This is a genomic window from Brevibacterium album DSM 18261 (assembly GCF_000426445.1).
GTDB classification, from domain to species: Bacteria; Actinomycetota; Actinomycetes; order Actinomycetales; family Brevibacteriaceae; genus Brevibacterium; species Brevibacterium album.
The window spans coordinates 179,406-193,666 of record NZ_AUFJ01000012.1; the positions used below are offsets into that span (position 1 = coordinate 179,406).

12 protein-coding genes and 1 pseudogene are annotated in these 14,261 nt (G+C 62.1%); 6 read left to right on the forward strand and 7 right to left on the reverse strand.

The window, feature by feature from the left end:
* Positions 1-164 precede the first annotated feature (164 nt).
* The 7 genes from K318_RS0109740 to K318_RS0109770 are packed head-to-tail and all read right to left on the reverse strand — an operon-like array spanning position 165 to position 7,377.
* A complete protein-coding gene (locus tag K318_RS0109740; protein ID WP_029089349.1) occupies positions 165-1,091 on the reverse strand; it encodes a fumarylacetoacetate hydrolase family protein in 927 nt (308 codons plus the stop codon).
* Positions 1,088-2,047, reverse strand: coding sequence for an MBL fold metallo-hydrolase (locus K318_RS0109745; RefSeq protein WP_035281348.1), 960 nt, complete (start codon positions 2,045-2,047; stop codon positions 1,088-1,090). The genes K318_RS0109740 and K318_RS0109745 overlap by 4 nt, the downstream gene beginning before the upstream one ends.
* A gap of 5 nt (positions 2,048-2,052) precedes the next feature.
* Positions 2,053-3,039, reverse strand: coding sequence for an ABC transporter ATP-binding protein (locus K318_RS0109750; protein WP_029089351.1), 987 nt, complete (start codon positions 3,037-3,039; stop codon positions 2,053-2,055).
* The gene (locus K318_RS0109755; protein WP_035281351.1) at positions 3,014-4,009 is read right to left on the reverse strand and encodes an ABC transporter ATP-binding protein; all 996 of its coding nucleotides are present in this window, start codon (positions 4,007-4,009) and stop codon (positions 3,014-3,016) included. The genes K318_RS0109750 and K318_RS0109755 overlap by 26 nt, the downstream gene beginning before the upstream one ends.
* Complete coding sequence (locus K318_RS0109760; protein ID WP_051297797.1) at positions 4,009-4,887, reverse strand: ABC transporter permease; 879 nt, start codon at positions 4,885-4,887, stop codon at positions 4,009-4,011. The genes K318_RS0109755 and K318_RS0109760 overlap by 1 nt, the downstream gene beginning before the upstream one ends.
* 3 nt (positions 4,888-4,890) lie before the next feature.
* The gene (locus K318_RS0109765) at positions 4,891-5,829 is read right to left on the reverse strand and encodes an ABC transporter permease (protein ID WP_029089353.1); all 939 of its coding nucleotides are present in this window, start codon (positions 5,827-5,829) and stop codon (positions 4,891-4,893) included.
* 3 nt (positions 5,830-5,832) lie between these two features.
* Positions 5,833-7,377, reverse strand: a complete 1,545-nt coding sequence (locus tag K318_RS0109770) for an ABC transporter substrate-binding protein (protein ID WP_029089354.1) — start codon at positions 7,375-7,377, stop codon at positions 5,833-5,835.
* An 86-nt stretch (positions 7,378-7,463) separates the two neighbouring features.
* Between K318_RS0109770 and K318_RS25890 the strand changes: the two are divergent.
* The 6 genes and pseudogenes from K318_RS25890 to K318_RS24705 form a co-directional block, all read left to right on the forward strand.
* Positions 7,464-7,598: pseudogene (locus K318_RS25890) on the forward strand (AsnC family protein); the annotation flags it as partial.
* Positions 7,599-8,435: a GAF domain-containing protein gene (locus K318_RS24995; RefSeq protein WP_245579839.1), complete on the forward strand. Its 837-nt coding sequence runs from the start codon at positions 7,599-7,601 to the stop codon at positions 8,433-8,435.
* A 180-nt stretch (positions 8,436-8,615) separates the two neighbouring features.
* Positions 8,616-9,014: a (deoxy)nucleoside triphosphate pyrophosphohydrolase gene (locus tag K318_RS0109780; protein WP_029089356.1), complete on the forward strand. Its 399-nt coding sequence runs from the start codon at positions 8,616-8,618 to the stop codon at positions 9,012-9,014.
* A 33-nt stretch (positions 9,015-9,047) separates the two neighbouring features.
* A complete protein-coding gene (locus K318_RS0109785; protein ID WP_029089357.1) occupies positions 9,048-11,978 on the forward strand; it encodes a DEAD/DEAH box helicase in 2,931 nt (976 codons plus the stop codon).
* A gap of 92 nt (positions 11,979-12,070) precedes the next feature.
* Entirely contained in the window at positions 12,071-13,372 is a 1,302-nt protein-coding gene (locus K318_RS24330; RefSeq protein WP_084499967.1) for an AAA family ATPase, read from the forward strand.
* Positions 13,369-14,244 (forward strand): hypothetical protein, encoded by an 876-nt coding sequence (locus K318_RS24705; RefSeq protein WP_156913903.1) that lies wholly within the window; start codon positions 13,369-13,371, stop codon positions 14,242-14,244. The genes K318_RS24330 and K318_RS24705 overlap by 4 nt, the downstream gene beginning before the upstream one ends.
* Positions 14,245-14,261: the final 17 nt, after the last annotated feature.

A 14,261-nucleotide genomic window follows, 5' to 3' on the forward strand; every position in this document is an offset into this window, starting at 1 on the left:
CCGGTCGCCGTGAGCAGCGACAGTCCGCTGCCACAGCTGCTCGAAAGTGAGGAGGTCCATGATCGATCGCTCGTCTCGGGGAGTGAGCCGCCCACGGCTCTGAGAGCGACGGGACGCCGTCGACTCCCACAGCCGTGGGCGCAGTGGAGTATGGGCGGATGAGGTCAGTGTCCGCTGGAGAGCGGATGCCGGGGGAGGCCTTCGGCCACGGTCTGCGTCAAGGAGCCGAGAAGCTCGACCTCCAGCTTCACCGTGTCGCCCGGCTGCAGCCAGCCGGAGAAGGCCTCACTGCCCGTGCGCTCGTGTTCGAGCAGGCATCCGCCGCCCACCGTTCCGGAGCCCAGCACCTCTCCTGCGCTGAGCGTGGTCCCGCGTCCGGCGTAGGCGATCACGTCGCCGAAGTCCCAGTTGATCGTCTTCCAGCTGCCGTCGGTCACGAGCCTGTCGTTGACCCATGCGCGCATCCGCAGGTCGAAGCCCTTGCCGGCTCGCCGAGGTTCGAGCTCGTCCGCGGTGACGAAGTGCGGGCCCAGCGTGGTGGCGCTGTCCTTCCCCTTCGCAGGGCCCAGGCCCAGTGCCATCTCCTCCATCTGCAGATCGCGAGCGCTCCAGTCGATGTAGAGGGTGTAGCCGGCGATCGCCGCCCGCGCCTCCTCGGGGGTGGGATTGTGCAGCTCCCTTCCCAGCACGGCACAGACCTCGAGCTCGTAGTCGAAGGTCTGGCAGCCCGGTGGTACCTGCACCGGGTCCTCAGGTCCGATCACTGCATTGTGGTTGCTGATGTAGAAGGCGGGGAACTGCTCGTGCCTGGGGTCGAACGTGCCCGGCCTGCAGTTGCGGATGTGCTCGTGGAAGCACATGCAGTCGCGCATGGCAGGCGGTCTCACCGGCGTCAGGAGCCGGACTTCGTCGAGGGGCATGGATGTGCCGGCGCGGGCTTCGGCCGCGAGCTGATCGAGGTCCGCCCCGGCGGCAAGGGCCTCGGCGACCTCGCTGAACTGCGGAACGGGATGGACGCGGTCGTCCTCGAGCAGCCCGAGGAACAGCTGCCCTGCGGACTCGCCGCTGGTCTGTGCGCTGACGAATCTCATTTCTCTCCTCCGGTCGGGATGGGAAGGCCTTCGAGGCGCGCCATGGCCTCGAAGGGGGCCGGCTGGGACGGGGCCACGTGGTCGGGGTCCAGATGGGTGTAGATGTTGATGACGTTCTGCCCTAGCCTCTCGCTGTCGCCCAGCTGCGCGAACTCGCCCAGTTCGATGTCGTCGATCGCCTCCGCCGCGCTCATGCCGCGGTGGTAGCGGTCCTCGGCCTCGTGCTTGACGAACTCGAGATAGCGCTTGACCTCGGCGACGCCTGCCGCATCCGTGACGGGGCCGTGGCCGGGCACGTAGTGCTCGGCGTCGAGCCCGATGAGGTAGTCGCAGGCGCTGATCCAGTTCTCCACGGGTCCGGCCCAGATGATGGGGGTGCCGCCGATGAACAGCGCGTCCCCGGCATAGACCACCCCTTTCTCCTTCACGTGGGCGATCGCATCTCCCGGAGTGTGCGCGGGCCCCACGAACACGAGGTCCACGTCTGTCGCGCCCACTGTGAGAGTAAGGGACTCATCGAAGGTGCGGGTGGGCGGAGTGGCCACGATGCCGGAGAAGTCGAAGGGCCCGAAGACCTTGCGGATGTAGTCGCCGACGGGGCCCTCGAGGTCCTTGTAGCTGACGATGCGGTCGACGTCCTCCTGCGTCATCTCCGCGGCGGCCACGGAGGAGGCGATGATCTCCGTGGGCTTCGGCAGCAGCTGGTTACCGTAGTAGTGATCGCCGTTGGCGTGGGTGTTGAACAGGTAGGTGATGTCACGGGTGCCCAGCAGCTCTGCATAGGCATCGAGCATCTCCGCGGTGAGCTTGAGGTCGAACAGCGTGTCGACGATGAGGGATTCTCCTTCGTCGACGATGAGGCCGGAGTTGCTCCAGCCCCATCCGCCGTCGGGGAGCATCCACGCATAGCAGCCGTCAGCCACGCGCGTGAGTCCGCGCTCGTAGGTCTCGGTCATGGTCCTCACCTTTCTTCGGGAGTGCTGGAGGTCAGGGTGAGCGGATTGTGGCAGGCGAACATGCGGGCTTCGCCGTTGTCGTCCGCACCGCTCAGTTCTGGGGGCACAGTGGTGCAGATATCCGTCCGCCGGGGGCAGCGCGAGGCGAAGGCACAGCCGGGCGGGGGGTTCGAGGCGCTCGGCACTTCTCCGGTGCGGGCGAGCGCCCTGAGATCCATCCGATTCTGCGGATCGGGACGCGGGATGGAATCCATGAGGAGGCGGGTGTAGGGGTGCCGGGGAGCGCTGAAGACCTGCCGGGTGGGTCCGGTCTCCACCACTTCGCCAAGGTAGACGATCACCACTCTGTCGCTGATCGCCTCCACCAGGGAGAGGTCGTGGGTGATGAACAGGATGCCGAACCCGTGTTCGGCCTGCAGATCCTTGAGGAGATTGATGATGCTCGCCCGCGTGGACACGTCCAGGGCTGCCACGGCTTCGTCGCAGATGAGCAGTTCCGGATTGCAGGCGAGAGCCCGGGCGATGGCCACGCGCTGCCGTTGGCCGCCGGAGAGTTCGTAGGGGTAGCGATGGAGGAATGACTCCGGTAGGCCCACCTTCTGCAGCAGCTCGGCGGGATCGGCGCGGGGAGCGCTGCCGCCGGAGGTGCGGGCATGCAGGGGTTCGAGGATGACCTCCCGAATGGTCCAGGAGGGGTCGATCGAGGAGTAGGGGTCCTGGAACACCATGGGCATGGACTGGCGGGCGTTGTTCATCTGCGTGCGCGTGAGCTCGGTGAGCTCCCTGCCGTTGAAGACGACGGAGCCGGAGTCCGGGTCGATGAGGCGGAGAATCAGCCTGGCGCTCGTGGACTTCCCGGAGCCGGACTCGCCGACCACCGCGACGGTGCTGCCCGGCTCCACCGCGAAGGACATGCCGCGGACGGCATGCACCCGCTGGCGGGAGAGCGGGGAGATGCGGAAGGCCTTACGCAGATCGGTGACTGTGAGCATTGTCGATCCTCTCCGGGAAGATGCACCGCACTCTGTGCTCGGGGCTGTCGGCGGTCAGCGGAATGGGCATGGCCTCGCACTCCTCCGAGGCGAAGCGGCAGCGTGCGGCGAAGCGGCATCCGTGCGGCAGCGAGCGGAACTCGGGCACCGTGCCGGGGATGTCGACCAGCCGGTCGCCGGGGCCGTTGGGGATGCAGTCCATCAGTGCGCGGGTGTAGGGGTGGCGCGGGTTCGCGAACAGCTCCGCGGCCTCGGCGTTCTCCACCACCTGCCCGGCGTACATGACCGCCACCTCGTCGCAGATCTGTGCGATGACCCCTAGGTCGTGGGAGATGAAGAGCGTTGCGACGCCCTGGGTCTCGCTGATCTCCTGCAGGAGCGCGAGCACCTGGGCTTGAGTGGTGACGTCGAGAGCGGTGGTGGGTTCGTCTGCGAGGAGCACGTCCGGTGAGCAGGCGATCGCCATGGCGATGACGACGCGCTGGCGCATGCCGCCGGAGAACTTGTGCGGGTGATCGCGTGCCCGCACCTGCGGGGAAGGGATGTGCACCTGGTCGAGCACCTCCACGGCACGGGCCCAGGCGTCGCGTCTGTTCATGCCGGTGTGGCGGCGCACCGTCTCCGCGATCTGCTCACCCACGGTGTAGTTGGGGTCGAGCGCGGTCATGGGCTCCTGGAAGACCATCGCGATCCGGTTGCCGCGGATGTCGCGCATCTGCTTCTCAGACATTGCGCGGAGGCTCTGTCCCTCGAGGCGGATGTCGCCGGAGGCGATCCGCGCGGAGCCGATCAGGCCGAGAACGGCATTGGCGGTGATCGACTTTCCGGAGCCGGACTCGCCCACGAGCCCCAGGGCGCGGCCGCGCTCCAGCGTCAGCGAGACCTCGTCGACGATGGTGATGGGACCGGTGGCGCCGGGCACCTCGACGACGAGGTCCTCGATCTCCAGCAGGGGTGGTGTCTGAGGCATCAGAACTTCCTTTGCTCGCGTCCGAGGGAGTCGCGGACGGAGTCTCCCACGGTGTTGAAGGCCAGTACGACGACGAGGATCGCGAGGCCGGGCCAGAGGACCAGGCCGATGTTCTCCGAGGCGTAGGCCGTTGCGTTGCGCAGCATGGAGCCCCAGGAGGCCTCGGGCGCCTGCACGCCCAGGCCCAGGAAGCTGAGCCCGGCCTCGAACAGGATGGAGAAGCCGATGGTCATGCTGATCTGCACGATCAGCGGCGAGGCCATATTGGGCAGCACGTGCGTGCGGAGGATCCGCGAGTGCGAGATGCCGAGGGAGCGTGAGGCCTCGATGTAGGTCTCCTGCCGGATGACGAGGGCGATGCTCCTGGCCACGCGGAAGAAGCGCGGGGCGTTGGCCACGCCGATCGCGAGGATGACCGTGCGGATGCCCGGTCCCAGGATCGCCACCAGCGCGAGGGCGAAGAGCAGCGAGGGGATGGCCATGACCGCATCGGTGAACCGGCTCAGCGCTGTGTCGAGCGCGCCGCGGAAGTAGCCTGCGGCGAGCCCCGTGGGCAGTCCGATGAGGAGGCTGAGCGCCGTGGCCAGCACTCCGGCGAGGAGGGTGGGCCGGATGGCGTGGAGCATCCTGCTCAGGTAGTCGCGGCCCACCTCGTCCGTGCCCAGCAGGTGCGCCGCCGAGGCCGGGGCGAAGGCGCTTCCGAGGTCCTGCGCCTCCGGGTCGTAGGGGGAGATGAGGGGCGCCAGCAGGCCGACCGCGATGAGGACCAGCAGGAACACCAGGAAGCTCATCCCCAGGCGGTCTGAGAGGAAGCGCCGCGTGAACCGCGCGAAGGGGGATTCGTGCTCCTTGGGGGCACGGAGGGATCTCATGAACATGGGTCACACCGTCTTCGGGTTGAGCCAGCGGTAGGACAGATCGACGACGAGGTTCACCGCGATCACGACGCACGTGATGAGGAGCACTGTGCCCTGCACCATGACGATGTCGCGGGTGAAGACGGAGCTGACGAGGAGGGAGCCGATTCCGGGGATCCGGAAGACCGCCTCGATGAGCACGGAGAGGCCGAACAGCCTGTTCACCTGCAGCCCGGCTACGGTGACGACCGGGATCATCGCCGACCGCAGCACGTGCCGCAGCTTGATCGTCACGGGGTCGAGGCCCTTCGCCTTGAGCGTGCGGACGAACTCCATCTCCTGGACGTCGATGAGGCTGGCCCGCGACTGCCGCGCGATCTCTGCGATGCCGCCGGCGGCCAGCGCGATGACGGGCAGCGTGAGGTTTCTCGCCCACCGCTGAGGGTCGTCGCCGAATGCCGTGTAGTCGCCGCTCGGCAGCCATGCCAGCGAGATCGAGAAGATCGCGATGAGCATGGCGCCCAGCCAGAAGTTCGGCACCGCGATGCCCACGGAGCTCAGGGTCTGAATGGCCCGGTCGAGGACGCTGCGCGGCCTGATCGAGCTGATGACGCCCACAGCGGTGCCGATGAGCAGCGAGAGGACGAGAGCGAACAGGATGAGCTCCACCGTGGGCGTGATGCGTGAGGCGATCGCGCCTGCCACGGTCTGGCTGGAGAACAGCGATTGCCCGAGGTCTCCGCTCAGCACCGCCGTGAGCCACTGGAAGTATCTCGCCACGAGGGGCTGGTCGAGGCCCAGCTGCGCGTGGACCTCGGCGATCTGCTCCGGAGTGGCGTTCTCGCCCAGGATCGTCAGCGCCGGGTCACCTGGGATGAGCGCGGTGAGCATGAAGACGATGACGGAGACCAGCCAGAGCACGAGGAGTGAGGACAGCAGCCGCGTGAGGATTTCGCGCGCCATAGGTCACTCCTCGATCGAGATCTCGGAGTAGTCCACGGTGCCCGCGGCGGTGAGTCCGATGCCGGTGACGGGTGCCTTCTCCGCACGCAGTGCCTTTGAGCTGCAGATGGGGATCTGCACGACCTGGTCTGCTGCCCGCTCATTGGCCTTGGCATATGCGGCGGCGCGGTCCTCCTGAGTGGCGGCGCTGCGGCCCTCTTCCAGGAGGGAGAGCAGCTCCTCGTCCTCGTAGGCGCCGGGGTTGAACAGTCCGGTGGGCTGGTACAGGCTGGCGAAGGTCTTGGCCGGGTCCGTGGCTCCCGGCCAGAGGGAGGTGTAGGCGTCCGTGGTCTTCTGGCCGTTGAAGTCGCTGACGACCTTGGTGGGCTCGCTGATCTGGAGGTCCACGTCGATCCCGATCTCCGCGAGCTGTGCGGCCTCGGCCTCTGCGATGACCCGGTAGGGTGCCGCGGAGATCGCGGAGAGGGACATTGTGAAGCCGTCGGCGTACCCGGCCTCTGCGAGCAGCTTCTTCGCCTCATCCACATCGCGCTCGGGCACCTGCACCTCGGGACTCGCTGCCCAGTAGTCCTGTGTGAAGAGCTGGCCGGTGGGTTCGCAGTTGCCTTCGAGGATGGTCTCGGAGATGCCCTGGCGGTCGATCGCCAGTGAGATCGCCCGGCGCACCTGGGGATCGTTGAGGGGGCTGCCCTCCTTCATATTGAGGTAGATCATCAGGGGCATGGTCATGGGCTCCATCGCAGTGACGCTGAGCCCGGCTTGTTCGGCGGCCGCGCCCTGGTCCTGCCCTAGGGCCGCGATGTCGATCTCACCGGTGGAGATCGCGCGGAGGCGGGCTTCGGGGTCCACGATCATCTTGAGGGTGAGCTTGGGGGTGCCGGCGTGGTCCGGGTTCCAGTACTCATCGAACTTCTCATAGGTGATCGACGAGCCGGGGAGGTGCTCCGTGACCTTGTACGGACCGGCGCCCACCGGCTGGAGATCGAGATCGGGACTGTCGAGGGCGTCCGGGCTGATCATCATGCCGGCGCGGTCGGCGAGGGCGGAGAGGAAGGCAGCGTCCCGGTTCTCGAGCTCGATGACGACGGTGGAGTCGTCGGGAGCGTCGATCGATTCGACCGAGGCGAAGTCGGCTTTGAGGACCGAGCCCTCTCCGTTCATGCTCCGCTCGAAGTTCTTCTTCACGGCATCTGCGGTGAGCTCGGCGCCGTCGTGGAACTTCACCCCCTGCCGCAGGTGCAGAGTGAGCGTCTTTCCGTCGTCTGAGAGCTCGAACGACTCGGCCAGACTCGCGCCGACCTCGCCCGCGTCGTCCACGCTGAGGAGGCTGTCATAGGTGGGAAGCAGGTAGACGGAGACGTACTGATTGCCTGCCTTGGCCGGATCGTAGTTCTGTCCTCCGTCGGTGGAGTACCCCACGGTGATGGGGGCGCTGCTGGAGCCGGAATCTGCGTCGCTGCCGCTGGCGGAGCTGCCGCAGCCGGCGAACAGCGCCAGTGAGGCGACCGTCGCCGTTGCGGCGAGGACGGATCTGCTGAGTCGAGTCATTGTCACACTCCCTTGTGAGACGTAATTCGGACCCAATCTCTAGTTAAGTCCGAAGCCTGAACCCATTAAGCCGCTAACCTAGGGGTATGTCAAGACCCAGATCCACACACCTCGATGAGCTTGATGCGCGGCTGATCGGGTTGCTCGAAGAGAATCCGCGCGGCTCGAACTCCGGATTCGCAAGGGAGCTGGGGGTCTCTGAGAAGACGATTCGCGTCCGGATGGAGCGGCTGTTCTCCGAGTTCGACATGCGCATCGAGGTGTCGGTGCGCGATCGCCCGCGGACGGCTGCCCGTATGCTCTACGTCCTCAGCTGTGATGTGGCGGAGAGGTTCCGGATACTCAACCGGCTCACTGCGGAGCCAGCGGTGCAGTACGGCTATGCGGTGACGGGTGGAGCGGAGATCGCTCTCCTCGCGGGCTTCGACGACGATGCAGAGGCGTTCAAGTTCCAGCACGACATCCTCGAGCCGCTCGAAGATGTGGAGATGGTGCTGGCGCTGCGCCTGATGTCAGAGGTGCTGGCCGGTTCCTCCAGCCGTGCCATGCCGCTCATCGATCCGAAGGCGCTGAACGCGGCACTGCTGCGGAATACGGCGGAGATGGACGTGCAGGAGCTTCTGGGCTGGCTGACTCACGAGCTGGTGAGCGTATTCGGTGCGGACCGTTCGATGGCAGGTGCGTTCGGTGAGCCTGGAAGCGTCAAACTTGCCCACCATCTGTGGCACAACTTCCCGCCGTACTATGCGCCGCAGATCCTGAAGCTGAGCGAGCCCGACCGCTCGCCGGGCACCATCAACTCGGTTGCGCAGACGCAGCGGGTGGTCTATGTGCGTGACGCCCAGGAGTCGAAGATGTTCGACTGGGCCAAGCCGCTCATCAAGCGCGTGGGCTATCGCACCGTCGTCTCATTTCCGCTCAAATACGGCGATTCCCTGGTGGGGGTGGCGACCCTGTACTTCGACGAGATCCGCGAGCTCGACGACTCCTACACGGCCACCGTGCAGAGCTTCCTGGACCAAGTGGCCCTGCGGCTGCATCTGGCGCTGCGGACGTGAGTAGGTGTTGTTCTGCTTGGGAGGATGGCGCTGCATGCGGCTGTGTGCGCTCTGCGGTTACATGCGGTATGAGGTTCTTGATCGCCTGTGGTGCGCCCGTATCCTGGCGGGCAGATAGGCTTCCTCCCAGGTCCTACTGGTCTTTGCCTTACTGATCGTTGCATGCAGGAGTCGTTGTCTATGAAGAAGCAGATCAACGTTGTGGGAGCCGTCGTTGTGCGCGATGGCGCGATCTTGTCCGCGCAGCGCAGTGAGATGATGTCGCTGCCTGGCATGTGGGAGTTCCCGGGCGGCAAGATCGAGAGTGGGGAGACCCCAGAGGGGGCCCTGGTGCGTGAGATGCAGGAGGAGCTGCTGTGCACCATCACCGTGGGTAAGCACATCGAGACGACCACGCATGAGTATGAATTTGGTATCGTCACACTCACCACGTTCTATGCGGAACTGCAGGAGGGCGAGCCGCAGCTGACTGAGCATGCGGAGATCCGCTGGATCCCTGCGGCCCAGCTCAACAGCGTGGAATGGGCTCCAGCTGATGTTCCTGCAGTTGACAGCATCATGCGGGACTTCGCGGCCTGAGTGGTTGTTGTGTGATCAAAGGAGTACCGCAGCGTGAGCCGCAGCAGCACCGAGGCACAACTTCGTAGCGACACCGCGTTCGGGTTCCTGGACAGAGAGCTGGCCTCCTCGCAGGTCTACCACCCCCTGTTGGTGTCCAACAGGGGAACTAACACGATGGTGAAGGCGATCCGGACGGAGCTGCGGCGCTCGCGGTCGTTTACCTTCTCGGTGGCCTTCGTGAGTCCCAGTGCGGTTGCCATGCTCAAGCAGGCGTTCCTCGACTTTCCGGGGCGGGGCACGATCATCACCTCGACCTACTTGGGGTTCAACTCACCGGCGGCGTTCTGGGAGCTGCTCAATCTGCCGAATGTGGACGTCTACGTTCACGAGGGATCGCGGCATGGCTTCCACTCCAAGGGGTACCTCTTTGCACAGGAGGGCCCCACGACTGCGATCGTTGGGAGCTCGAACCTCACGGACAACGCTCTTGTACGTAACCACGAGTGGAACCTGCGTTTCTCCGCGCTGCCGGGTGGTGACGTGGTGGAACAGCTGCGGGCCGAGGTGGATGAGCAACTCGCACACTCGGTTCCGCTCACGCCCGAGTGGATCGAGCAGTACGCGGCACAGTGGACTCCTCCCGAGGAACGACCGCTGGCGGTGGACCCTCTGCATCCGGTGGAGCGTATCCAACCGAACGCGATGCAGCGAGAAGCGCTTGCAGAGATTGAGGCGGTGCGGGCTGCGGGCGAGGAGAGGGCACTCGTAGTCTCAGCGACGGGGACTGGCAAGACGATCTTGGCGGCGCTGGACGTCCGTGCGTTTAATCCTGAGCGGATGCTCTTCATTGTGCATCGTGAGCAGATCCTTGATCGCGCGATCGAGGAGTTCCAGAAGGTGCTGGAGGCGCCGCGCAGCGACTTCGGCAAGTTCGTGGGTTCGGAGAAGCAGCTGGATCGCAGGTACGTGTTCGCGACGGATCGCTCGCTTGCGAACCCTGAGGTACTCGCGCAGATAGCCCCCGATGCCTTCGACTATGTGCTGGTGGATGAAGTGCACCGGGCAGGTGCGGCCGGGTATCGACGCATCCTGGAGCATCTGCAGCCCACGTTCCTGCTGGGCGTGACGGCAACGCCAGAACGGACCGACGACTTCAACGTCTACGAGCTTTTCGACTTCAACGTCCCCTACGAGATCCGGCTACAGAAGGCTCTGGACGAGGACATGCTTGCACCGTTCCACTACTACGGTGTGACCGACTTTGAGCGTGAGGGTGAAGTCATTGACGACTTTGCGCAGCTGGGAACGCTTGTTGATCCGGATCGTATTGAGCACATCATCAAGGCGTTGGAGGCCTATGGGCATGCGGGTGCGCCTGTCCGCGGCCTCATGTTCTGCAGCGGGAAGAAGGAGGCGCAGGAGCTTTCTCAACTTCTTAACCAGCGGGATGTTCGGGGGAAGCGATTGAGGACGACGTCGCTGACGGGTGAGGACCCGGTGTCGGTGAGGGAAGCCACTGTCACCCGACTGGAGAACGGTGAGCTGGACTATATCGTCACCGTTGACGTGTTCAACGAGGGGATCGACATCCCGAGCGTGAACCAGGTAGTCATGCTGAGGCAGACGGAGTCGAGCATTATCTTCACTCAGCAGTTGGGTCGCGGGCTCCGTAAAGCTGCCGGCAAGGATCACTTGGTTGTCATCGACTTCATCGGCAACTACACGAATAACTACTTGATACCCATCGCGCTCTTTGGGAACAATTCGCTCAACAAGGACTCGGTGCGGCGGGACCTGATCGAGGCGCAGGAAGCGGGGGCGATTGCCGGGCTCTCGAGCGTGAACTTTGACCGGGTATCCCAGGAGAGGATCTTCGAGTCTCTAGCGACGGCGAAGCTCGATAGCCTGAAGGCAATCAAGGAGACGTACCGTCAGCTGCAGAACCGCCTGGGGCAGGCGCCGAAGCTGTATGACTTTGCGCGGTTCGATCTGGCTGACCCAGTGGTGGTGGCGACAGCGGGAGCAGATCGTAACTATTGGAGTCTGGTGAAGAAGTTCAAGGGGACGGAGCGGGAGCCGAGTCCCGAACAGGCGGCTGCGCTGCGGTTCCTGTCCTCGCAGATCTTGGATGGGAAGCGTCCGCATGAGCTTCTACTGTTCCGGGAGCTACTGGAGCAGCTGGAAGGGTGGCGTGATGGCGCTGGTCTCGATGGCGAGGTCGGCGGACGAGCGTGCGTGAGCGATGCGGAGCTTGTTGACCTCTTGGTGGAGCAGGGCGTCAGCGCAGGGGAGGACGTGTTGCGTTCGCTGCGTGCGATCTTTGGTCTCACGTTCTTCACGGATACTGAGCGTCCCAAGTACGGCAGGCCGGTGCTCGATGTGTCAGACGGGGCGTTTGCTCTATCGCTGGAGTTCGCTGAGCACATGCGCGGGGACACGGACTTCGCCGGTCATGTGTGGGATGTCGTGGAGACCGGACTGTACCTGGCTCGCCATAGGTACGTGTGGTCGGAGGACTTGGAGGTGGGGAAGCGGTATTCGCGGAAGGATGTCTGCCGGTTGCTCAACTGGAAGAGCGATCAGAAGGGGACGATCTATGGGTACAAGGTGGATCTGGACACGCAGACGTGTCCCATCTTTATCACGTACCACAAGCACGATGAGGTCTCAGCGAGTACGGCCTATGAGGATGAGTTCCTCAACGAGTCGCAGGTGCGGTGGTTCACCCGCAGCAAGCGGACGCTGCAGAGTGCAGAGGTGAAGGCGATCGTGGAGAATCAGGTACCGCTGCACCTGTTCGCGAAGAAGGACGATGCGGAGGGCACGGATTTCTACTACCTGGGCCAGGCGACGTCCTCTGACCCGGTGCAGACGAAGATGCGGGGCGAGGGCGGACGCGAGCTCGATGTGGTGACGATGACACTGTCGCTCAGGTCGGCAGCGGAAGACGCTTTATACCAGTATCTTACCTCAGCAACCTGATCGGAAATTTACATTATTTGCTCATCGTGAAACTTCAATGATACACTCAGCGACATTCGGTTGACAATATAAAGGATACGAGGTGAAACTTTATGGCCGCGAGCAATCATCCTCCAGTAAGAAGAATTTCCGCCGACGGTGTACTCGGGGAATTCTCTTATGATTTTAAGTTTACAAATAATTCCGGTAATAACAGTCGAATGAAAGTTCTTTATGCCGAAAACGGCCGCGGGAAAACGAACCTTCTTAATGCAATAGCGGCCTTGCTGGCCGGGACCCCGGATGACCTTCAGGATCTTATTGAAGTTCCTATTTCTCGACTCGCAATCGAGTTTGAGAACGGCGGCTATATAGAAATGCTGCGCAAAGAATCGACCGTTGGATCATTCGAGATGCGAATCTCGCCCTCGGAGGAACAATCCGAAGGTGGCATTTCTGTCTACGTCGATGCTTCCGATTTTCCGGGGCGCTTGTATAGGCGCATATGGGAAGAAAAGAAGGAGTATGTTAAATTTAGGTCTGAGCTTGAACGGTTATCTTTAGCTCCCGTTTACATTGGAGACGATAGAATATCAACGACTTTTGAAGAGAAGGCCGAATACGGTCGAGCTGGGAGTGCGCGCGCGGCTAATAATAGAGCCAATAAAAGGACGGTGGATCCTGTGGCTCAGCTAATTGAAAGAGTGGAGGGGGCGTTAACCAGGTCTGCCATTTTTGGAATTTCAGAAAAAAGTCGCGGAACTGGAGTCTACAGCAAGATTACGCAAGCTACACTTAAAGGTGCTTCATCCGTCTCCACGAACGAAGCACGAGAAAGTCTTGAGACGGAGCTTGACGGCCTGCTGCAAGATGGAAAGCCTCTGGAGTTGTACGGGCTTCTGTCGCTCGGGCAAGTTGAAGAAATCCGCCAGCAAATTAGCCGTGCGCGGAGAAACGCCAGGCCATTGCCCGTTCTGCTGCAAATTCTGGAGCCGTATATCGATAGTCTAAAATCTCAGATCGAATCTCTCCGCCCGGCGTACGCCCGCATCAACACCTTCGTCACAGGAATTAACAAGTTCCTCGACCGAAAAACCCTCAAGTTCTCTCTGCAGGAAGGGGTTCGGCTTGAAGGGCGCGACGGGGAAAGTATTCCTCCGGCGAGCTTATCTAGCGGAGAGCGTCATTTACTGAGTCTCATGTCTCAGGCTGTTCTTGCCGCAGGTGAGCGGCGCCTTCTTTTAATCGATGAACCTGAAATATCGCTAGGAATTGACTGGCAAAGGATGCTGCTTCCGGAGCTTTTGAAATGTAGTCAGGAGGGAAGTGTACAATTCATTGTAGCTTCTCACTCTGTTCAGGTTATGAACTCGATTCCTTTTGACCAGATCGTGCAGCCGGAGGAACCGGAGTGACTGAACTTGTAAACACAGATGAAAGCCGACGCCTCACAGTTGAGGAGCGACTCCTTGAAATCCGTCTTTCAAGAAAAAAGCATCTGATTGTTGAGGGAAATTCCGATCAGAGGTTCTATCAAAGCTGGTTTAGCATGCTTGGGCGCGGTGACGACCTGGTGGTAAGTTCAGTTGACGAAATTGATGTATCTCGCGAGTCAATTGAAAGCCTGGGCGTGACGGTGGGGAATAGAGGGGCTGTTGTATCATTTGCGCATGCGGCTTCTGGGAGTAATGAAACGCCTGCTTTTTCATCTAAGATAAGATGCATTATTGACAGGGATCTCGGGCAAGAGCTTAACATTGAATGTGGGAATTTTCTCCTGGTTACTGACTTTCCTGCACTCGAGAGTTACGCGATGACTCGAGAGGTGCTAGAGGCGGCCAATTTACTGGGCTTCTGCCGGGCAATACCTGATATCGATGCTGCTTTTGAAGGTCTGAAGTATGCCCTTGGTGCCTTGTTTGCGGTTCGCCTCCAGTACCCACATCTTCCTCGTCCTAGGTATGAAAAGGGAATTAAAGCATCCTCTTCCCGAGACCTCCGCGAGTTCGACGTTAAAGTTTCTGTTGATGCCTCGATTGTAGACATGGATGAAACCGATTGGACCGTAAGGTCAGAGCGTCGAGGCGAAGACTGCAGAACATTTGCATACGGGCATGACATTTCGGAGCTTCTTCTCGCGGCCTACTCAAACAGATTTAAGAATAAATCTGGAATAACTAAAATAGAAGTTATTGAAGAAGCGATGTTATCCGCGATGATGAGAGTTGGTGAGTTTGAGAGCAGGCCACTTTTCGTGGCGGTTAAATCTTGGGTACACGCTCCCTAGGGCGTTTAGCTGACTCT

Excerpts from the sequence above, each read along its gene's own strand:
- K318_RS0109750 (WP_029089351.1), bottom strand. The coding sequence starts at position 3,039 with ATGCTCACAGTCACCGATCTGCGTAAGGCCTTCCGCATCTCCCCGCTC.
- K318_RS0109780 (WP_029089356.1), top strand. The coding sequence starts at position 8,616 with ATGAAGAAGCAGATCAACGTTGTGGGAGCCGTCGTTGTGCGCGATGGC.
- K318_RS0109760 (WP_051297797.1), bottom strand. The coding sequence starts at position 4,887 with ATGTTCATGAGATCCCTCCGTGCCCCCAAGGAGCACGAATCCCCCTTC.
- K318_RS0109765 (WP_029089353.1), bottom strand. The coding sequence starts at position 5,829 with ATGGCGCGCGAAATCCTCACGCGGCTGCTGTCCTCACTCCTCGTGCTC.
- K318_RS0109745 (WP_035281348.1), bottom strand. The coding sequence starts at position 2,047 with ATGACCGAGACCTACGAGCGCGGACTCACGCGCGTGGCTGACGGCTGC.
- K318_RS0109770 (WP_029089354.1), bottom strand. The coding sequence starts at position 7,377 with ATGACTCGACTCAGCAGATCCGTCCTCGCCGCAACGGCGACGGTCGCC.
- K318_RS0109755 (WP_035281351.1), bottom strand. The coding sequence starts at position 4,009 with ATGCCTCAGACACCACCCCTGCTGGAGATCGAGGACCTCGTCGTCGAG.
- K318_RS24330 (WP_084499967.1), top strand. The coding sequence starts at position 12,071 with ATGGCCGCGAGCAATCATCCTCCAGTAAGAAGAATTTCCGCCGACGGT.
- K318_RS0109740 (WP_029089349.1), bottom strand. The coding sequence starts at position 1,091 with ATGAGATTCGTCAGCGCACAGACCAGCGGCGAGTCCGCAGGGCAGCTG.
- K318_RS24995 (WP_245579839.1), top strand. The coding sequence starts at position 7,599 with ATGGAGCGGCTGTTCTCCGAGTTCGACATGCGCATCGAGGTGTCGGTG.